We start from the raw sequence: 20,241 nt of genomic DNA on the forward strand, positions 1-20,241 counted from the left end.
ACCCCGTGCCTTAGATGCCCAGGCAGAGGTATTTGATTTCCAGGTAGTCCTCGATCCCGTACTTGGAGCCTTCACGGCCCAGGCCCGAGGCCTTGATGCCGCCGAACGGCGCCACTTCGTTGGAGATCAACCCGGTGTTGACGCCGACCATACCGTATTCCAGGGCCTCCGCCACACGGAACACCCGGCCCAGGTCGCGGGCGTAGAAGTAGGAGGCCAGGCCGAACTCGGTGTCGTTGGACATGGCGATCACTTCGGCTTCGTCTTTGAAGCGGAACAGCGGCGCCAGCGGGCCGAAGGTTTCTTCCTTGGCGACGGCGGCGTTTTTCGGCACGTCGACCAGGATGGTCGGTTCGAAGAAGTTGCCTTCCATCACCTTGCCACCGGCCAACAGCTTGGCGCCTTTGCTCAGGGCATCAGCGATATGTTCCTGCACCTTGGCCACGGCTTTTTCGTCGATCAGCGGGCCGGTGGTGGTGCCGTCTTCCAGGCCGTTACCGATCTTCAGTTTGGTCACCGCCACCTTGAGCTTTTCAGCGAAGGCGTCGTACACCGAATCCTGAATGTACAGGCGGTTGGCGCAGACGCAGGTCTGGCCGTTGTTGCGGTACTTGGAGATGATCGCGCCTTCGACGGCCTTATCCAGGTCGGCGTCGTCGAACACGATGAACGGTGCGTTACCGCCCAGCTCCAGGGAAACTTTCTTGATGTCCTTGGCGCATTCGGCCATCAGCTGGCGACCAATTTCGGTCGAGCCGGTGAAGGACAATTTACGCACGATGGGGTTGCTGGTCAGCTCGCCGCCGATGTCGCCAGCGCTGCCGGTGACTACGCTGAGCACGCCTTTAGGGATACCGGCGCGGTGCGCCAGCTCAACCAGGGCCAGGGCCGAGAACGGAGTTTGCGAGGCGGGCTTGATCACCATGGTGCAACCGGCGGCCAGGGCCGGGCCGGCTTTGCGGGTGATCATCGCCGCAGGGAAGTTCCACGGAGTGATGGCTGCGGTCACGCCGATAGGCTGCTTGATCACGATCAGGCGCTTGTCGGGCTGGTGGCCGGGGATCACGTCACCGTAGATGCGCTTGGCTTCTTCGGCAAACCACTCGATGAAGGACGCGGCGTAGACGATTTCGCCCTTGGCTTCGGCCAGCGGCTTGCCTTGTTCGAGGGTCATCAGGCGGCGGAGGTCGTCCTGGTTTTCGATCAGTAGCTCAAACCAGCGGCGCAGCTTGTTGGCGCGCTCCTTGGCGGTGAGTGCGCGCCAGGCTGGCAGGGCCCTGTCGGCGGCTTCGATGGCGCGGCGGGTTTCCGCGGCGCCCATCTTCGGCACGGTGCCAAGAATCTCGCCCGTGGCTGGGTTGTTGACCTTGATGGTTTGACCATTGTCCGCATCGACCCAAGCGCCATCAATGAAGGCTTGCTGGCGGAACAACTGGGTGTCTTTAAGCTGCATGTCGGCTTTCCTTAACAGCACCGCGCGCACGCGGAGCGAATTAGAGTTGTTGAAAGGCGCCTTGTGGGCGATGTCTTTGTAGGAGCGAGCTTGCTGGCGAAAAATTCAAAGGCGGCGCGTAAAACCAGAAGCGCGACGTCATCGTTAACGATTTTCGCGAGCAAGCTCGCTCCTACACGACATCAACCTGGGCTGCCGTCAGGGAAATCAGTCCAGCACGCCAGGATAGGTGAAAAGCGCACGGGAGACAGAGCGTTTGAAATCTCAAACGAATCCTAGGATCAATGGGGGTGCAGGGCAATAGTCTGTTCGAAAAAAAGAACGATTATGGCGCATCGGGCTCATCTTTCGGATCAAACGCACACACGGCAACAGCCCCGGAGCCTTGTGGGCGCCGGGGCTGTTGGGGGCTTTGCAGCTTAAGGTTGGAACGACTTGAGCACGGCCAGCAGGCTGGTCAAGTTGTCGGCCACGCCGCCCTGGGCGACTTTTTCGGTGGCGGCGGCGCCAGCGGTGGTATCGACGCTGTAGATCTGCATCACGCCCTGGTTGGTGGCGGCCTGGGCCAGGGTGTTTTGTTGCTGTTGGGCCGAGACCGAGTTCTGGAACAGAATCGCCGTGGCCTGGCCCATGGATTGGTAGATGGTGCTCATGGCCATTGCGGGTGATTCGGCAACCACCTTGACGTTGGTCTGGGTGACGGCATCGGTGATTTGCGGGCTGACTGTACTCATGGTTGAAACTCCTGGGTTGAGAAAGAACAACATCCGTTATTGCTCAGTGCTTAAGGCTGAAACGACTTGAGCACGGTCAACAGGCTGGTGAGGTTATCCGACACGCCGCCCTGGGCGACTTTCTCGGTAGCCGCCGCACCTGCGGTGGTATCGACGCTGTAGATCTGCATCACGCCCTGGTTGGTGGCCGCCTGGGCCAGGGTGTTTTGCTGCTGCTGGGCCGACACCGCGTTCTGGAACAGAATCGCCGTGGCCTGCGCCATGGATTGATAGATAGTGCTCATCGCCATCGCAGGCGATTCGGCCACCACTTTGACGTTGGTCTGGGTGACCGCGTCGGTAATTTGCTCGTTGACTAATGGCATGATCAATTTCCTTATTTAGTACACGGTGCATTCCGTGTTCATCAATGAACGTTGCGAAACAGGCGCTGTGAAACCTTGGTTTAGGGTTTCGCTGCGGGACCCAACGCCGCTTCAATCTGGGCGATCAACCCTTGGATCAGTGCCTGCACTTCCTTGCGTTGCGCGTCCTGGTCGGGAGCTGCGCCGTCCAACACCTGTCGCAGGGCCGCTTCACGTTGCTGGGCAGCGGTCTTGAGCGCTTGTTCGTTGGCCTTCGATTGCTCAAGCACCTGGGTGGCGCGCTTGAGGGTTTCGTCGACGATGGCCTGGGGCGTTCCGGCGAAAATCTGCGGGTTGCGCAGAATCGCTTCGAGCCGTTGGCGGTCGTCGGTGGACAGGACCGAGGGTTGCATATCGAGCTCCTTAGGGGCTGCCTTGGCGGCGACACGCCCGCTAAAGCCGCACCTCAACGTTGTCCTGCCAGAAACCGGCAAAGTAAAAGTGCGGCGAGGAATCACAGAAGGTCGCCAACTCCGCAGGCGTTATGGCGCTGGGCTGGTTGGGAAAAATGGCCGGCGGAGGCGGCAGCAGATTGGCCTCGTTGTAGAGGTTGCCGACCTCATAGCAGTTGGCCGCGAACTGCGAACAAAAGGACCCGCTGCCGATGTCGATGGACTCGTTGATCCGCGTCACCAGGCTGGTATCGGAAGTCCAGCGCCGGAAAGCCGAAATCATCGCGTTCCACACGCTGTAGCGGCCCCGGATATCACCGCCGATCTTGTCGAAGTAGAACTGCTTGGCAGCCACCGTCGCCGCCTCGCCCAACTCGGTATCCACGCAGGAAAACACCATCGCCGAGCGCGGCGGTTTTTCCAGGCTCAGGTCGGTCAGGGCCAGGCCGCTGCCGACACTTTCGATCACCATGGTGTCGCTCACCGCAATCGCTGGGTGAACCACATTCAAGTAGGTCGTGTCCTGCGAGAACACCTTGGCCTTGACCAGTTGACCGGCTTTGATAAACGCCCGCGTTGCGCTGTCGTCATCTTGTTTGACGGAAAAAATAATATCTCCAGGCTGCATGATGTCGCTCCTCACTCAAGAAAAGTTGCTTTCAAGTTGCTGTTGCACCGCCCCAGCAGAACGCTGGAGCGCTGTGCTCGGTTCAAGCCGCTGGCGCGGCCCGGTTGGCCAGGGTGCTCGCGTACTTGGCGATGCTCTGGTCGATCTTGTCGATGGCCACGCTGGCGGCTTCGGCTTCCATCGCTCCGGCAGCGGCAGCCACGGCGGCAGCGGCGCCCACCAGCAGGTCGGTGGCCAGGGCGCCCAGGGCGTCTTCGGCAGCGGCCGGCAGGTTGTCCTTGACGATGTTCTCGGTCATTTGCTGGAGCAGCACGGCCTGGGCCGCCAACGCGATCTTGCTGACCCCGTCGAAGTACCCCGCCGCCGCTTGCGCCACCAGCCCGGCTGCCTGGCTGATCATCATGTCGGCCGGCACCGCGATCTGCGCCGGGGCGTAGGCAAAGTTCTGCGAATTGGTGAACTGCACCGCCTGCACGATCTGGCTATTGAGCGCTGCCGTGCTGTCGGATGACGGCGTGCTCACCTGGTTGAGCAGGTGCTCGTTCATGCGCGCCATGATCGAGCGCGAGGCCGGTGCAGGGGGCGCTGTCGCCGGAGGGTCGGCGGCGGGCGTTGCTTGGGAGGCAGCGGGTTTCTTTCTGCTGAACCACGACATAATCGATCTCCCGAGGGCTCAGCCCTTCTCGCCAATCTGCATGATCAGCGCCACGGCCTTGGAGATCACCGCGTTGGAAATCTGATTCATCGCCTGCTGGCTGTTGACCGCATTCTGCAACGACAGGCCCGCCGCGCTACTGGCCACCTGGTACAGCGACGCGATGGCCTGGGCCGGCGCCTCGGCTACCACCTTGACGTTGGTTTGAGTGACCGCGTCGGTGATCTGGCTGTTGACCTCTGTCATACATCTCTCCTTGATGGCATTCACCCAGGTTTGGGTGTGGATAGCGGCGGCGTGCTGCGCTCATACCACTAGAACGCCCCACGCCAGCATGTGTGAATCACCTTCAGCGCAACGCATCGCGCAGCAGTTGCACACGCTTGCGCACCAGCGGCAGCTTCACATGCAGCTCGGCGGCGATTTGCGGGTAAGGCAGGTCGTCGACAAAACGCATCTCGAACAAGCGCTGCTGCAACAGCGGTAACCGTGCGACATGCGCCTCGAGCTGCTCCAGGCGCTCATAACACTCCACCCGCTCCAGCACCGAAGCGCAGGGCGCGGCGAGCGCGGCCAGGTGATCGTGCTCAAGGTCCACCGAATCATCGAACAACCGCCCCTCGCGCTTGCTGCGCCGCACGCTGTCGAGAAACACATGATCGAGCACTAAAAACAGAAACCCCTGAGGGTCACGAATGCGCTCCGGCGAGCGCCGAAAAAACAACAGGGCCTTGATCGCCGTGGCCGCCAACCACTCCTGGCCCTGATCCAGATTGCCCTTGGCCCGCCGCAACGCCCGGCGCCTGAGCTCACCCTGCACGGCGCGCCAACTCGCTTCGAACAAACGGTCATCGGCGGCCCATTGATCCTTGAACTGAACAGTCATCCCCATCGCCAGCACTCCTGTGCATCCTTGATGAAGGGCCAGTCTGCGAGGGCTCGACGGGGGTACGCTGTTACCTGGGGAACACCACCACAACTAATTCAGCGCAAAAGCCTTGCGCCGCAACTGCTCGACATCGTTGATCACCATGCGCTCCAGATCGCCGCTGATCACCCCACTGCGCCGCCACACTTGCAGCTGCACATTCAACTTGGGGCGGCTGGTGTTCAGCATCGACGCCAACACCCCTTGGCTCGCGGGCAACGACACACTGGGCAAAGCCAACGCCAGGTCGATCTCACCCAGGTTGGCCAACAAAAACCGCGCCAACCGCGACTCCAGCCGATGAAGACACACCAACTCCAGCAACTCGATGGCCTGCAACAAACGCAGCATCATCAGCATCAACAGGCGCCGCAGAAACACCGGCTCCTCAAACAACACAGCAAAATGCCGACTACCCAACTGCAACAACCGCGTGGGGCCACTGGCAAAAGTGGAAGACTCGCGCCCATGATCCTTGATCAACGCCGTCTCCCCCACCACCTGCCCTGCCCCGGTACTGCCGATAATCTGCTCGCGCCCATCCGGCCCATGCACCACCGAATAAATCCGGCCCTCGACCACCAGCGCAATGAACTCGAGGGTGTCGTCCTTGAAATACAACAGCTCACGATCATCCAGCGTGCGCTCCACCATATGGGTGGCGACGTAGCGCAAGAGATGCTCCGGCATACCTCGAAACAAATCGGAGCGAGCCAGCAGGGTTTGTCTGAGCGGGAGATCGAGCATCACGGTTCCTTTGGAATGCATGCGTTCACCTGAGGAATTGCGGCGTGGAAGCGGTTTAAAGCCACAAGAGCAAAGCAAACAAAGGGACGCGCGGCGCGGGGAGTTGTGAATGAGGGTGGCGATTAGCCATCTTTTGTCGGAAATGGACGACAGGGGACGGGGGAAATGCCGGAATGGACGCATCAGGTCGACATGGGTATGATGTCGCCCGCACAAGCATCCGTAGCTCAGCTGGATAGAGTACTGCCCTCCGAAGGCAGGGGTCGTGGGTTCGAATCCCGCCGGGTGCACCAGATGTGGAATGGAAAAGCCTCAGGTTGAGAGACCTGGGGCTTTTTTGTGGGTGGCGATTCAGTGCTTATGCAACACCTCAAACCGCGCTGATGAGACCTCGCTCGGAAAGCGCTTATGCAGCACCAGAAACGTCTCATCGGCCGACGAGGTGATTCCCTCCTTACGCGGCTTCACGACGGGTTGAAAATAAATCTGTCCCCTTTTTGGTCATGACTTCACCATTGGCGAGCACGAGTTGAAGAATCTTATTTATCGAACACGCCGACGTTCGGAGCTGAATGCAGCGATTGAGAAACACGCGCAAATCCATACTTCCTTAACGCGTGACCGCTTCGATCCGAAAAGCCGCCTCAGTGCGGCTTTTTCACTCCGATGAGAATGCCTGACTCGCTCAACAGAAAGCATGGGACATAGAATCTTCCTCTGCTCAACCTCTCGCATTCGAATTGACCAGTACACCCTGATATCTCGGAACGGAAAAACGCAGCTAAGAGCAGCCGCTCGGTTATTCGTTCAGATCCTTGGCTCGACTCTCTTTCTTGACAGGTCTTTGCGGCTCGCCTGATCGAGCTTTTCTATGAACACTCTTGGTGTCCAGCCTTTCATCACGCCATCCAAGAGGTACTCATCCAGTAAGTCGAGTCCGATGTCGGCAACGCCTTCGATGATCTTGCCTCCCGCCGCACCAGCAATGGCGGCGGCTGGTCCACCAATTAAAGCTCCTATACCCAATCCAACACCGGCCATGGAAAGAGTCTTGGCCATTTTTCCAGGCCCGGTTTGCAGAAAGCCCTGCGGCTTCAAAACGGCCTCGTAGTAGGCCTTGATAACTTCCTGTGAGTCCAGGTCACTATCAATGCCGTTCAGCCAAGACCTAAATTTCTTTGCGTAACCTTTATTACGCATCCTGAGAAGTTTATCAAAAGGTTGCGTGCAGTTGTGATACATGGACTTCAGATCGGGAATACCTTCAACATCTAAAATGTGACAGTAATTGCTTAAAGCAACATTAGCCGACTTAAGTCTACTATTCGAAGTTAACAAAAACTCGTGATACTCAGCCTTTGAAACCGAGCTTAATTCATTTTCCAATAGATATACATACTCAAGAATATTTTCAGCGTGTTTGGCCAACCCTTTATAGAGTTCATTAGGCAAATCTCGATAGGCTACATTCTTCGAGTCAAATCCGTAAATATCAAGCCGCGAACTGTTGTAAGCTGACACTGCCAGCTCTACAGCACGATGGGGAAGATGATCCTCCGTTACTTCGTATTTATCTCGCAATTTTTTAATTAGTGATCTGCGTTTCTGACGTCTCATCGGTGTTTTTAGCCATTGCAATCCCAACTCTAAGGATTCCTCAGGATCAGAATGCGCGGGGCTTGATGTATTTCCAGAAGCTAGAGGATCAATACCGGAGATCGGATCCACCATAAAAGTGATCATCGGTTTCCATAGCACAAACCCTAGAGCATCCTGCTCAACAAGCTCTTCGAATGCTTTTTCACCCATGATGCCTATTAAATAGGCCAAGGGAATGTTTTCGCCGTACACCTTAAACATTGTCTTGTCAAACAGCATTAGGTTTTCGAAAGTCGAGGCGTCAACACTTTTTTGTCTTGGTTTGAAAGCGGCCAAATCTTGCTTAGAAACTGGTGTGTTTCCTACTAAATATGTTCGGCAAAATTCGTTGAGATCACAATAAAATGCATTAATGGACATAAATCAAACTCGCAGCACGAGCCTCCGACCAGCCAAAACCACATCATAGCGACTTTTCAGCATACTGTTCTGATCGATACTGCTAGATCGTAATGGCACCTTAGGTCCGCTAGACTTCTGCAAGCACAGAATTTAGCTGGCTGCTTCGATCGGTTGTCGTCGTCGGCTTCTTAGTAGATACGCCCTTCTGAATGGTGCCAGCTATCGGCGCTTACTCAAATGACTGGTCAGTGACAATTCAATCGTAGGCACCTTAGACGCGATGGCGTAACTGGTCCCACTGACAGCAATCGATGACTGGCGCTCTACGCGGCGCGCGTAGTTGTCCCCCCACCACACCTGGGGTCTAAACAGGTTGCTTTTTCCGCATCGATGCATCACCTGACGCCCAAGCTAAATGGGCCTCAGGGCTATGTCAGACACTGAATCAGCCACCTGCGATTCCCTGCACATCTGGGCCTATAGGCAGATATTTTGGGGTCACACGCCCGTGGTAGTAACGCCAGATAGCTTTATGCCATGCTCTAGCAAGCTTTAGGAGGCTTGGTGAGTCCTAAAACGCGGAAAACGGAATACGTTTCACTCTTCAGCCAATGCAGTACAGAAAGGAATCAACGCATGGAAATTGAAAAGGTCATTATTACGGGCTTTAGGAATTATGCTAAAGCAACTGTCAACCTTCAAAGCAAAACATTGCTCATTGGCGCGAATGACTCTGGCAAGACCAACTTTGTATATGCTCTCAGACTATTATTGGACAAATCTCTATCCGAAAGCGATCTAGAGCCTTCCGAATCAGATTTCCACATAAGCAAAAAAGGGCTTCAAAACGAAGAACTATCGATTGAAGTTCACTTCAAAGAAATAACGGAAGATGCAGTTTTATCTGTACTCAAAGGCAACGTATCCAGCGAAGGAAAATCAGTACTGCGGTATGAGGCAGATAGAAAAACTCTAGACTACACACTTAAATCAGGCACTGATGAGAAGCACCTATCTACAATTAACAGCAGATTCTACCTGAAGTACCTAAATCTTAAATATGTAAAATCTAGTCGAGATCTAGAAAAATTCGTCAACCTAGAGAAGAGACACCTTCTCAAGCTATCGCAAGAGCTTAGATCAACAGAAGAGGTTGAAGCAGATCAAAAGCAACTGGAAACAATTGAAGAAAATCTTGACACCATAAACGGATTAGTAAGCAAGCTTCACTACGTAAACAATGCGACCAATGCTGTAAACGAAGAACTATTGAAGCTTTCACACGACCTTACAAACTATTCAGTACACCTAGATTCTGGCGCAATTCAAACACAACAATTCATTGATAACTTAAGACTCGGTGCAAGTACAGCCGGCTCAAAAATATCTCTAGGAGGCGATGGAAGAAATAATCAGATTCTAATGGCTTTATGGAAGGCAAAAAGCCAAAGAGAGTATGACCCTGAAAGTGAGGTTATTTTCTACTGCGTTGAGGAACCTGAGGCTCACCTCCACCCCCACCAGCAAAGGAAACTTGCAGACTATTTAATTAAAGATTTACCCGGCCAGACAATCATTACTAGTCACTCACCTCAAATTACTGCACGCTATTCACCTCACGCAATCGTACACATCTTAAACTCGATAAATGGCAGCTATGCGGCTAGCGAAGGGTGTTCTGACTGCATAAGCAGCGAATGGGATAAACTTGGCTATCGAATGAGTATCTTGCCAGCGGAGGCTTTCTTTTCCAAATGCGTATTTTTAGTTGAAGGTCCTTCAGAGCTACTGTTTTACAACGAGTTAGCAAAACAAATTGGCATAGATCTAGACTATTACAACATCTCGATACTTAATGTAGAGGGAATACAATTCAAAGTTTATACACAGATTTTGGATGCCATGGAGATCCCATGGGTTATCCGCACTGATAATGATATTTCAGCAATAACTGTTCAAAAAACTGAACTACGGAACCCTGCCGGTATAAATAGATGCCTGTCACTTGCAAGAAAGGAAAAAATGGCTTACATGCCGATAGACGCAACCCAACAGAGCGTCTACGAATCAGGAATCTGGACTAAGGTAAATGAAGTAGTAAACCCCCACGGTATATATTTAGCCAAGATAGATCTAGAAACAGACTTATGTGAGGAGTTTCCGACCCAACTACAAACCTTTAGCAATACCACTGATCTGGCAACTGCCATTAATTTCCTCCAAGGCAAAAAAGCTATCCGCATGAGGGCCTTCTTGAGCCAACATTGCTCCGCTCTAGCTTCAGCAGAGCTAGGTTTATTAGCAAAGCCACTGCATCACTGCGTTGCGAAAGTGGAAGGCTTAATATGATCAACTACACTGAAGAGCAAATAGAAGCCATCAAACCTCAAGGCTCATTGGTGATTACGGCGTGCCCAGGCAGTGGCAAAACCGCAGTTATTGCTGAGAAAATAAGAAATGAACTAGCCGAGCTAAAATCCTACCAAGGAATCATCGCTATAACTTTCACCCGTAAAGCGAGCAAAGAATTAGAGGGGCGCTGCCGAGTAAACGGGGCAGACACTAAGTGCAGTTTCTTTGGAACCATCGATTCGTTTTGCCTCTCAGAAATAATATATCCATTCTTGAACCAAATATTTGATGGAAACACAGCAGACTTAGAACCAAAATACGAATCAGACTTAACTCTCGCTGAAACTTCAATTTCCGCTCAACTGAATGACATTGACAAAGTCGAAGCAGAAGAACTAGAACTCATTAGAAAGTTATATCTAAGTGACACAATTTACTTTCCAACCATACCAGCCCTCGCGATGTACATCCATGAAAACTGCGCAGCTTGCAGAACCTACATCAAGGCAAAATACACAAGCATATACATAGACGAATACCAAGATTCTTCGAAAGCCCAACACAATCTTTTCTTGAGTATTGTTGACTCCGGATTGACCGGCATTGCCGTTGGCGACTTACAGCAGTCAATATATGGATGGAGACGGTGCAGCCCCGAATACCTTAAAGAACTGATCAGGCGACATGACTTCACACACCGAACTGTTTCCTACAATCATAGATGTCACGCATCAATCTCAAACTATTCCAATCGCTTATTCAATCCTCAATTCGAACTAACGCCAACTGACTCAATACAAGTATGGCAGTGTCAATTTACTGGTACACAGCGTGATGCGGCATCTCACCTTAATACTATTATCCCTTCGATACTAGACAAGAATAAAACAATCAAGGCTTCTGATATTGCAGTTCTTGTAAGAAACAATCGTAGTTTAGGATATTTGAGAGATCACCTCACGATACCTTGCAGAATATTTGCAGACGACCCTATAGATGAGCTGCAAAGCAGAACAGGTTTTTTGTGGTCGGCGTTATTGAAGTACCGCTTCGATACAAGCACGAACCCTGATCAAATTATAGAAATACTACCTGAGCACTCAAACACATCCAGAGCAAAGCTAATAGATATCCGAAGAACCATTAGAAAAGCAAGGAGTGTAGATCAACCCTTTCTTGAAAGTTATCTTGCATCGACTTCAAAAAAACTATTAAACATCGAACCAAAAGACTCAGAACTAGCCGCACTAAAAATAGTCGCATCTGATATTGACTCATTAAAGCAATACACCATTACTACCACGGATGAAATCCAATGCATGACTATTCACAAGGCTAAAGGATTAGAATTCGAAATAGTAATTCACCTCGATCTTAACGAGTGGCTATTCCCTTACAGGGTAATGGGTGAAAGTTTTTCGGATAAATTATATCCAAGCTGGGAACAGGACTTGAATTTGCACTTTGTTGGCGTAACTCGAGCCAAAACAATGTGCCTACTGGTGCATACCACTCAACGGTTGAATGCTAAGGATGAAACCAAAAGTGGAGAGCCATCAGCCTTTCTGCGACTACCTGGCGTGCAAACGCTTTACAAAACCTACAGCTCTCCAAAATGAATAATTCTCCCCTGTATCCCAATCTGTATCCAACCACATACGGATTTTATATAATGTATATTTTTCAATAGCTTAGCATTCAAGTTATAAGCCCGCCAGGCACCAGATATGAATGAAAAAGCCCCAGATCGAGAGATCTAGGGCTTTTTTGTAGGCCAAAGGCACGCGCAATTTCAGTTGCTACGAACAGCTGAGCGTCTATATCTCGATGGGTTGGATATCAAGAAAACCTCGATGAGCTCCTAAAATGCTACTTTTCCAAGCTCGATACTTCGTCGCACAACACCCCCTCCAACACCCCAAAAAACCCCTGAATATGCCCCTGCTTCAACGCCTGTGGCCGCGTCACCAAATAAACCTCCATCGCCGGCAGTTCTATCTCCTGGAAAACTTCACTCAACCCCGTCGCCAAAATACGCGGCAGCACCGCCACACCCATCCCGCGCTTCACCGATTCAAGCTGCACCGCAAACGAACTCACCCTAATCGGCGCATGGTCCAGCCCCGCAGCTTTCGCGGCGCGCATTTGCGGTAGCAGGTCCAGCGGTGGCAGCAAGGCAATACTGGCGGCAGTGGCGGGAGTTAGCGCAGGAAACCGTTGCAGGTATTCGGCGGTAGCAAAGACCCCGTAGTCCAGTTTGCCGAGCCCTCGGTAGATCAGGGAAGGTTCGCCCAGGTGTACGGTGCGTATGGCAATGTCGGCCACGCCTCGTACGATTTTGTGAAAGTCGGTGGTGACCTGTAGTTCTACGGAGCAGCCTGGGTGCTGCGCTGTGAAGCGGCTGGCGGCTTCGAGCACGCTGGCAGAAAAGCCTTCGCCGGCGCTCACCAGCACGGTGCCGCTGAGGGCTGCTGGCGTGCCGTCGACGGCGGCCTGGCGTCGCAGGCCGGATTCAGCCTCCAGGGCGACGTCCACCAGGGCTTGGCCTCGGGAGGTGAGCCGGCAGCCTTCCACGCCTCGTTCCACCAGTGGCTCGCCCAGGGCGGTTTCCAGTTGGGTGAGGCGGCGGGAGACGGTAGAGGCCGCGATACCGAGTAATTGGCCTGCCTGTAAAAAGCTGCCGCGCCGTGAGACTGCCAGCAGCAGTCGAAGATCATCCCAATTTGCCTGCAATGCCATATCTCCGCGCTTCCCTGGTGTGCAGATGTGCAAAGCCATTATGCCGCAGGCGCTGTTTTTACGGCGCGGGCTCGCGGGTATATCTACTGGCCTTCTCAACAAATGGAATGGCCTGTATGAACACGAACCCCAATCGCTTGCACAGCACCTTTGTGACCGGTGCCACCGGCTTGCTGGGCAATAACCTGGTACGGGAGCTGGTCGCACGGGGTTATGCGGTGAAGGCGCTGGTGCGCTCGGCGGTCAAGGGTGCGCAGCAGTTCGGCGATGTGCCGGGCGTGGAGCAGGTGGTGGGAGACATGGCAGATGTGGATGCCTTCGCGGCGGCGTTGCAAGGCTGCGATACGGTGTTTCACTGCGCGGCGTTTTTTCGGGATAACTACAAGGGCGGCAGCCATTGGGAGGCACTGGAAAAGATCAATGTCGTCGGTACGCGAGCCCTGCTGCAACAGGCGTATGACGCCGGTGTGCGACGGTTTGTGCATACCTCGTCGATTGCCGTGCTCGACGGTGCCCCCGGTACGCCGATCGACGAGACGTGCCTGCGGGCCGAAGCCGATGCGGACGACTACTATCGCAGCAAGATCCTGGCTGAGCGGGAGGTGCTGAGGTTTCTTGAAAGCCATCCGCAGATGCACGCTTGCATGGTGTTGCCCGGTTGGATGTGGGGGCCGGGTGACCGTGGGCCGACGTCTTCGGGGCAGTTGGTGAGGGACGTTATCAACGGCAAGTTGCCGGGGCTGATTCCGGGCACCTTTTCGCTGGTCGATGCCCGCGATGTGGCCTGGGCGCACATTGCTGCCGCCCAGAGCGGGCGTCGGGGCGAGCGTTATCTCGCGGCCGGTCGCAACTTGACCATGCGCCAGCTGATGCCTGTGCTGGGGCGTATTGCCGAGGTCAAGGTGCCCTCCCGCCAGCTGCCGCTGCCCGCGCTGTACCTGTTGGCAGCGGTGCAAGAGGCCTACGCGTACCTGACCGGCAAGCCTATCTTGCTGAGCATGGCAACGTTACGGCTGTTGATACGCGAGGAGCACCGTACCCGCTTTGACCACCGTAAAAGTGAAGAGGAACTGGGGCTGAGCTTTCGCGGGTTGGAGCAGACCCTAGCGGACACGGTGGGCTGGTACCGAGCCTACGGCGGGTTGTAATAAAAAGCCCCAGGTCGACAGGCCTGGAGCTTTTTTCGTGGCGGCAGATTTAACGCGTTTGCAGTGCTTCTAACCGTGCCGGCAAATCCTCCTGCGGGAAGCGTTGGTAAAGCGCCAGCAGTTTCTCGTCCGCCGCCTTGGTTTCCCCCGCTCGACGCAGGTTCACAATCTCCTGCAGGCCTTCTTCCAACGTAGGCAGTGTCCGTTTGCTGAGTTTCAGCGCTGGCTGATCCGCCAATGCGCTTTCGGCTTGATCAGGAGCGCTTTCAACCCTAGGCGCTACGGCCATGCGGGCCATTGGCGCGGGTGCGGAAAACGCTTGCGGCGCCGGGTGAGCAGCTTCTTCGTGGTGCAGCGCGGAGAATGTCGCGGTGGAGATTTCAGGTTGCGGCACGGGGGAGCGCATGACCACGCCGATCATCAGTGCCAACCCGGCGACGGTGGCGAATGCCATTTGCCAGCGCGGGCGTTGGCAGGCTTGCATCCAGCGTTGCCACAGGCTGGGTTGCGGCTGCGGGGCTTCGCGGCGGGCGGCGTTGAGGATGAAGGCGTCGAGGGACGCGGGCGGTTCGCCCGTGCTGTGTTGACGAAAGTGCTGGAGCAGCGCGTCGTCTGGGGTGTGTCGGGGGTCAGTCATACAGGTACCTCCTCGGCCAGCAGGCGCCGCAATTTTTGCAGGGCGTAGCGCAGGCGGCTTTTTACGGTTTCCAGCGGGGCGCCGGTGAGGGTGGCGATTTGCGGTACTTCGAGCTCGCCGTGCAGGCGTAACAAAAACACCTCGCGCTGGTCTTCGGGCAGTTCTTGCAGGGCGGCGTCGAGGCGCGCCTGGTCGCGGCTGAGGGTCAGTTGCTGCTCGGGGCCGTCGCTGTCGTCGGCCTGGGCGTGCAGCTGTTCATCGTAGCTGTCATGCAGGGGGTTGTGGATGCCGTGCTTGCGCCAATGGTCGATCAGGCGGTTGCGGGCGATCTGGAACAACCAGGTGCGAAAACTCGCCCGGCCTTGTGGCTGGGTGGTGCTGCGGATCAGGCTGAGCCAGGTGTCCTGGTAGATTTCTTCGGCCAGTTCGGCTTTGTTGCACAGGGACACGAGGAAGCGGTACAGGCCCTGGCGGTGGCGGCTGTACAAGGCTTCGAAGGCGCCAGCGTCACCGGTTCGGTAGCGGGCCAGCAGCGATTCGTCGCTGGGTGAGTCGTCTGGAACGGCCATGTAATGGGCGAACTCCTTTTGGTCAGCCGAAGCAGGATTACTGTAGGAGCGAGCTTGCTCGCGAAGAACGTCAACGATAACGCGTGCTTCCTGGATAAACGCGGTGCCTGTGAGTTTTTCGCGAGCAAGCTCGCTCCTACAAAAAGCTTTAGCAGCAAGCCCTCTCCCACATTTGATCTCGGTTGTGAGCGAGATCAGGGTTTGAGGCTTTGGGCCAGCTCCACCAGTTGCACGAATTCGTTGCGCAGCCCGAAGGGGTCATCGCCCCGGGCCGAGCGTGCCAATCTGGCGGTGTCTTGTACACTCATGGTGCCAGTGTAGCGGCCATCGCCCTTGAGCTGTTGGGCGAAGGCAGCCACGGCAGACGCGAAGCGCAGATCATCGCTGGCCGGGGTGGTTTGGTTGGCGATGGGGCGTTCGATCAATTGGCTATTGCCGCCCGCAGCGGGCTTGTAGCGCACCCGTAGCATCGCCAGCTCATCGGACTTGCCTTCGGTCGCAGGCGCAGCGGCATAGCGCAGAGGCTCCAACCAGCCCTTCTCGCCCTTGGGCACGATTTCATACAACGCCGTCACTGTGTGCCCTGCGCCAATCTCGCCGGCATCGACCTTGTCGTTGTTGAAATCCTCACGCTTCAGGGCGCGGTTTTCATAACCCAGCAGGCGGTATTCGCTGACCTGCGCCGGGTTGAATTCCACCTGCAGTTTCACATCCCGCGCCACCACGGCCAGGGTCGAACTGAGTTGCTCTACCAGCACCTTGCGCGCTTCACGCAGGTTGTCGATGTAGGCGTAGTTGCCGTCGCCCGCGTCGGCCAGTTGTTCCATCAGATGCTCGTTGTAGTTATCCACACCAAAGCCGAGGGTGGTCAGCGATACGCCGCTTTTGCGCTGGGCCACGGCCATTTGCTTGAGGCTGTCGAAGTCGCTGATGCCCACGTTGAAGTCGCCGTCGGTGGCCAGCAGTATGCGGTTGATGCCCTGGTCGATAAAGCCTTCGCGGGCCATCTGGTAGGCCAGTTCGATGCCGGATGCGCCTGCGGTGGAGCCGCCGGCGGTGAGTTGCTCGATAGCGTTGCGGATCTTGGCTTTTTCACTGCCCGAGGTGGGCTTGAGCACCACGCGGGATTCACCGGCGTAGACCACCAGTGATACGCGGTCCTGATCACGCAGTTGATCCACCAGTAATTTCAGCGTGCTTTTGACCAGCGGCAAGCCTTCGCGGCGGTCCATGGAACCGGACACATCCACCAGGAACACCAGGTTGGCGGGTGCCAGTTCTGCCACGGTTTTATCGGAGGCCTTGATGCCGATGCGCAGCAGTTTTGTGCGCGGGTTCCACGGGGTAGCGGCCAGCTCGGTGGTCACGCCAAAGGGGGAGCCATCGGTGGGCAGTGCGTAGTGGTAGGGGAAGTAGTTGACCATTTCCTCCAATCGCACCGCGCCTTCGGGCGGCAGGCGGCCTTGGTTGAGGAAGCGCCGTACGTTGGCGTAGCTGCCCGTGTCGACATCCACGCTGAAGGTGGAGACCGGAGTTTCGGCGACGCGGTGCACAGGGTTGTCGGGCAGGTTGGCGTATTGCTCGCGGGGTTCGCTGCGGTCATTCATCATCGCCATTTCACGCACCGCCATCGGTGCCGGCATGGCCATACGTTTGGCCATCGCGCCCTCAACTGGCGCGCTGTGCAGCTCGGCGACGGGCGGTGTCGGTTTGGCCACCTCGGGTGAGGAAGACAGCCCACACCCGGCCAGCGCTACCAGCAGGGTAACGGTGAAGCCTTGGGCAGCGGGACGCAGGTAAAGCAGAGGGCGGGACATGGGGCTGAGCCTCGTGAATGAATGAGCCGTTCACAAGGTCAGACGCGAGATAGGTTGGGTTCGGGTTAAACCCTTGAAATTCACCCCGATCAATGTGGGAGCTGGCTTGCCTGCGATAGCGGTGGGCCAGTGCTGGAAAGGCTGCCTGACACACCGCTATCGCAGGCAAGCCAGCTCCCACAGTTGAATGGCGTTGTTCTTTTAGTCCGTGCCGTATTTGGGGTTACGCGGGCCGTACAAGATGCCGGTGCGTTGCCCTGCCGACAGCAGCCGCGCACTGGTGATACCGGCAATCGGGTGTGCCGCATCGGTGGAGCTGTTGATCACCTGCTTGACCGCCGCCGTGATCAACATGCCCACCAGGCCGCCACCGTTGTTGTTGCCCTCCTCGCTCGACGCGCGCGCCGAACCGGTCCACAGGGTGGTGCCGGTGCGCAGGTCCACCAGTTTGGCCGAGGCCGTCACCGAGGTGTCGCTGGAGATCAGCATGTACTGGGTGCCGTACTCGCTGATGGTGATGTACAGCGCCGCGTCCGCACCAAAGATGTCATGCAGCTTGGCCGGTTGTACGGCCTGGATATCGTTGGCGGTGGTGAGGCCGTTCTGGCGGAAGGTTTCGTCCACCAGGGCAATCGGCAACACGTAGTAGCCGGCTTCGGCCAGCGGGTAGGTGACTTGCGACACCAGGCTGTAGGACGCCTGCACTTCCGGCGACTCATTGATCGGCGGCAGTACCAGGATCGACTTGGGCCGCGCCTGTTTGTACGCCGAATAATCAACCGTCTTGGGTGCGGCGCAACCGCCGAGCAACGCCAGGGCCAGCAAGGCGCCGGTGAGTTTTAACAGGCTCATTTAGTGGCGACTCCGGCTTTGGCGTTTTTCAACAGAAAGTCCATGTACGCAGCAGACTCAGGGAATAGCGCCTTCTCGGTGCGAAACTCCTGCACCATCTGGTCATCCTTGCCCATGTTCATGTACAGCATGCCCAGGTGCGCGTGGTAACCCGGCGGCGCCTTGCGGCCACTGGCGTTGATCTTCTGCAGATCGCGCTCCAGTGCTTCCACCTGCGCTTCCTTGGGCTCGCCCTTAAAGTACTCGTAAACCTGCGGCTGGTAGCTCTCCCATTGATACAGGGGCTGGGGCGCCGTCTGGCACCCGGCTACCGTCGCGACTGCTGCCAACGTCAGCGCCAATTTCACTGCCTTGCTCATCCGTGTACTGCTCCTTGTGGTGTGGCTGATCAGTTACGCGGGTTCCAGGCGCCGGCATTGATGCCGTCGACCAGGCGGTTGATCGCTTCGCGCATGGCCAGGTCCAGCACCTTGCCATTGAGGGTGGAGTCATAGCTGGCGGTGCCGCCGAAGCCGATCACTTCACGGTTGGACAGCGCGTACTCACCGGCGCCCTGGGTGGAATACACCACTTCGGAGGTGTTGATGTTGACGATATTCAACGCGACTTTGGCGTAGGCCACTTGGGTCTTGCCACGGCCGAGAATGCCGAACAACTGGCGGTCGCCGGTTTCTTTGCGGCCGAACTCGGTCACATCGCCAGTCACCACATAGTCAGCGCCCTTGAGCTTCTGCACGGTGCCTTTGATTTTGGCTTCCTGGGAGATCTCGCCCATGTTGTCGCGGTCCAGCACGCTGAAGCGGTTGGTCTGCTGCAAGTGGGTGATGAGGATGGTCTTGGCCTGGCCGCCGAGACGGTCAACGCCATCGGAGAAGATGCCGCGCATGTAGCTGGAGCGGTTATCGAACTTGCCCACGGCAATCGGCACACGCACGCCGGAATAGGCCACGTGGGCGCTGGCGACTTGCTCCACCGGCATCGCGCGGTTGCTCTCGGTGGCGCAACCGGCCACGGTCAACAGCGCCGCGGCGGTGAGGCCCGACAGCAGGATTTTGGACAGTGTCTTCACAGGGTGCTCCTTGGGTGAGGAAATCAGCGTTGCTGGGTTTTCCAAGGAGAAAGGCAGCCTGAAAACGCGCTGGCCTGGATTCTTCCCTGAAAGACGGTGATGCAACGGCTGCGGCATTTTACGGGGTTGAGAGCGGTTCTCAAGTTGTTTCGGCCATAGGTGGGGGGGCTTACCCTACTGCCGACCGCAATACTCAAAGCAACGAAGATCCAATGTGGGAGCTGGCTTGCCTGCGAAAGCGATAGTGCAGCAACAGATGCAGCGACTGACACACCGCCTTCGCGGGCAAGCCCGCTCCCACAGGGGAACTGCGTTTAACCCTGACTGGTATTAGTCCAAGCCCGCCCACCAACAGCAGCCAGCCTTCGCACAGCCCTACTTGAGCTCCTTCACCAGGTACTGCGCAGAAATCTGCGTAATCCCGGTCAACGCCCGGCGCAAAGCTTCCGGGTCCGTGCGGTAGGTTAACGGTGTATAGCCATAAACGTTCTGACCATTAAACGGCGTGACCGCTTCAAAGGTGCGCCAGATCATCTCATCGCCGCGATCCATCTGCGCTAACACGTTAAGGGTCGGATAAATCACACTGCTGAAACCCTGGGTCAGGCGAAAGCCCCACTCGGACACGGTCAGCTGAATCTGCGCATCGGCGGGCTCATCATCGCCGACCACCTTGAGCGTCGAAGTCTTACCCAACTCATCGACAAAGCCCTGCTTGAGCAACACGCCAACATCGAGTTTTTCCGCCTCCATCACCGTCAGAATAGCCACCGGCGTCGGCATCTCGGCCAACTGCCCAAGCTTCATGCCGCCGGCAAACCCGGCACCACTCAACGCCGCAGTACCCACCTTGGACGCCCCGCTGGCCATGCCAACACCCGCGCCAACCCCGGCACCCAGGGCCGCGCCCCAGGCCTGTTCGCGGCCGAAGTACACCATGTTCTTTTCCCACTTCACGGGCAGGACTTTGACGGTCTTGATCTGCGCGCGGTTTTCGGGAGTGAGGGGGTGGCTGACGCAGCCGCCGAGGATGAGGGTGGTGAGGAGAATGAAAAGGAGGTTTTTCACATCAGTCCTTTAATGTTTGCAGTGAATACGAGAAGTCGGCAGAGCCTG

21 protein-coding genes and 1 tRNA gene are annotated in these 20,241 nt (G+C 56.2%); 4 read left to right on the forward strand and 18 right to left on the reverse strand.

Annotated features, from left to right (window positions below; all coding sequences use genetic code 11):
• Positions 1–10: 10 nt before the first annotated feature.
• The 9 genes from gabD to MF6394_RS17830 all read right to left on the reverse strand — a co-directional run bounded on the left by gabD (position 11) and on the right by MF6394_RS17830 (position 5,962).
• Positions 11–1,453, reverse strand: a complete 1,443-nt coding sequence (gene gabD / locus MF6394_RS17790; protein ID WP_078467171.1) for an NADP-dependent succinate-semialdehyde dehydrogenase — start codon at positions 1,451–1,453, stop codon at positions 11–13.
• A 419-nt stretch (positions 1,454–1,872) separates the two neighbouring features.
• Positions 1,873–2,187, reverse strand: coding sequence for a RebB family R body protein (locus MF6394_RS17795; protein ID WP_003187551.1), 315 nt, complete (start codon positions 2,185–2,187; stop codon positions 1,873–1,875).
• 50 nt (positions 2,188–2,237) lie between these two features.
• Positions 2,238–2,552, reverse strand: coding sequence for a RebB family R body protein (locus MF6394_RS17800; RefSeq protein ID WP_003187550.1), 315 nt, complete (start codon positions 2,550–2,552; stop codon positions 2,238–2,240).
• An 80-nt stretch (positions 2,553–2,632) separates the two neighbouring features.
• Positions 2,633–2,944: a hypothetical protein gene (locus MF6394_RS17805; protein WP_078467172.1), complete on the reverse strand. Its 312-nt coding sequence runs from the start codon at positions 2,942–2,944 to the stop codon at positions 2,633–2,635.
• A 40-nt stretch (positions 2,945–2,984) separates the two neighbouring features.
• Positions 2,985–3,611, reverse strand: a complete 627-nt coding sequence (locus MF6394_RS17810; protein WP_003187547.1) for a hypothetical protein — start codon at positions 3,609–3,611, stop codon at positions 2,985–2,987.
• Between the two features lie 82 nt (positions 3,612–3,693).
• Positions 3,694–4,266 carry a hypothetical protein gene (locus MF6394_RS17815; protein WP_078467173.1) on the reverse strand — a complete coding sequence of 191 codons (573 nt, stop codon included), beginning with the start codon at positions 4,264–4,266 and terminating at the stop codon, positions 3,694–3,696.
• Positions 4,267–4,284: 18 nt separating this feature from the next.
• Positions 4,285–4,512, reverse strand: a complete 228-nt coding sequence (locus MF6394_RS17820; protein ID WP_003187543.1) for a RebB family R body protein — start codon at positions 4,510–4,512, stop codon at positions 4,285–4,287.
• 103 nt (positions 4,513–4,615) lie between these two features.
• Positions 4,616–5,158, reverse strand: coding sequence for an RNA polymerase sigma factor (locus MF6394_RS17825; RefSeq protein ID WP_177345145.1), 543 nt, complete (start codon positions 5,156–5,158; stop codon positions 4,616–4,618).
• 87 nt (positions 5,159–5,245) lie between these two features.
• A complete protein-coding gene (locus tag MF6394_RS17830) occupies positions 5,246–5,962 on the reverse strand; it encodes a Crp/Fnr family transcriptional regulator (protein ID WP_161952168.1) in 717 nt (238 codons plus the stop codon).
• Between the two features lie 195 nt (positions 5,963–6,157).
• Between MF6394_RS17830 and MF6394_RS17835 the strand changes: the two genes are divergently transcribed.
• Positions 6,158–6,234 (forward strand) — tRNA-Arg (locus MF6394_RS17835).
• 514 nt (positions 6,235–6,748) lie between these two features.
• Here the strand turns inward: MF6394_RS17835 and MF6394_RS17840 are convergent.
• Positions 6,749–7,960, reverse strand: a complete 1,212-nt coding sequence (locus tag MF6394_RS17840; RefSeq protein ID WP_153046018.1) for a hypothetical protein — start codon at positions 7,958–7,960, stop codon at positions 6,749–6,751.
• A gap of 618 nt (positions 7,961–8,578) precedes the next feature.
• On the opposite strand from MF6394_RS17840, the gene MF6394_RS17845 reads away from it, so the two are divergent.
• Both MF6394_RS17845 and MF6394_RS17850 read left to right on the forward strand, forming a co-directional pair.
• Entirely contained in the window at positions 8,579–10,291 is a 1,713-nt protein-coding gene (locus MF6394_RS17845; RefSeq protein WP_078467177.1) for an ATP-dependent nuclease, read from the forward strand.
• Positions 10,288–11,913 carry a UvrD-helicase domain-containing protein gene (locus MF6394_RS17850; RefSeq protein WP_078467178.1) on the forward strand — a complete coding sequence of 542 codons (1,626 nt, stop codon included), beginning with the start codon at positions 10,288–10,290 and terminating at the stop codon, positions 11,911–11,913. The genes MF6394_RS17845 and MF6394_RS17850 overlap by 4 nt, the downstream gene beginning before the upstream one ends.
• A 250-nt stretch (positions 11,914–12,163) precedes the next feature.
• Here the strand turns inward: MF6394_RS17850 and MF6394_RS17855 are convergent, their stop codons facing one another.
• Positions 12,164–13,033, reverse strand: coding sequence for a LysR family transcriptional regulator (locus MF6394_RS17855; protein ID WP_078467179.1), 870 nt, complete (start codon positions 13,031–13,033; stop codon positions 12,164–12,166).
• A gap of 116 nt (positions 13,034–13,149) precedes the next feature.
• Here MF6394_RS17855 and MF6394_RS17860 point away from each other — a divergent pair, with 116 nt between their 5' ends.
• The gene (locus MF6394_RS17860; protein WP_078467180.1) at positions 13,150–14,181 is read left to right on the forward strand and encodes an SDR family oxidoreductase; all 1,032 of its coding nucleotides are present in this window, start codon (positions 13,150–13,152) and stop codon (positions 14,179–14,181) included.
• Positions 14,182–14,230: 49 nt separating this feature from the next.
• Here the strand turns inward: MF6394_RS17860 and MF6394_RS17865 are convergent, their stop codons facing one another.
• From MF6394_RS17865 to MF6394_RS17895, 7 genes are all read right to left on the reverse strand, one after another.
• Positions 14,231–14,818 carry a hypothetical protein gene (locus MF6394_RS17865; RefSeq protein WP_078467181.1) on the reverse strand — a complete coding sequence of 196 codons (588 nt, stop codon included), beginning with the start codon at positions 14,816–14,818 and terminating at the stop codon, positions 14,231–14,233.
• A complete protein-coding gene (locus MF6394_RS17870; protein ID WP_078467182.1) occupies positions 14,815–15,387 on the reverse strand; it encodes an RNA polymerase sigma factor in 573 nt (190 codons plus the stop codon). Before MF6394_RS17870 ends, MF6394_RS17865 begins: the two co-directional genes overlap by 4 nt.
• Before the next feature lie 194 nt (positions 15,388–15,581).
• Positions 15,582–17,204 (reverse strand): vWA domain-containing protein, encoded by a 1,623-nt coding sequence (locus MF6394_RS17875; RefSeq protein WP_078467183.1) that lies wholly within the window; start codon positions 17,202–17,204, stop codon positions 15,582–15,584.
• Between the two features lie 201 nt (positions 17,205–17,405).
• Entirely contained in the window at positions 17,406–18,056 is a 651-nt protein-coding gene (locus MF6394_RS17880; protein ID WP_005783625.1) for a DUF799 domain-containing protein, read from the reverse strand.
• Positions 18,053–18,415, reverse strand: coding sequence for a DUF4810 domain-containing protein (locus MF6394_RS17885; protein ID WP_003187504.1), 363 nt, complete (start codon positions 18,413–18,415; stop codon positions 18,053–18,055). Before MF6394_RS17885 ends, MF6394_RS17880 begins: the two co-directional genes overlap by 4 nt.
• Positions 18,416–18,444: 29 nt before the next feature.
• Positions 18,445–19,125, reverse strand: a complete 681-nt coding sequence (locus tag MF6394_RS17890; RefSeq protein WP_005783620.1) for a CsgG/HfaB family protein — start codon at positions 19,123–19,125, stop codon at positions 18,445–18,447.
• A gap of 375 nt (positions 19,126–19,500) precedes the next feature.
• Positions 19,501–20,193, reverse strand: coding sequence for a hypothetical protein (locus tag MF6394_RS17895; protein ID WP_078467184.1), 693 nt, complete (start codon positions 20,191–20,193; stop codon positions 19,501–19,503).
• Positions 20,194–20,241 lie beyond the last annotated feature (48 nt).

Origin of the sequence: Pseudomonas sp. MF6394 (genome assembly GCF_002018845.1) — a bacterium.
Taxonomy (GTDB): Bacteria; Pseudomonadota; Gammaproteobacteria; order Pseudomonadales; family Pseudomonadaceae; genus Aquipseudomonas; species Aquipseudomonas lactis.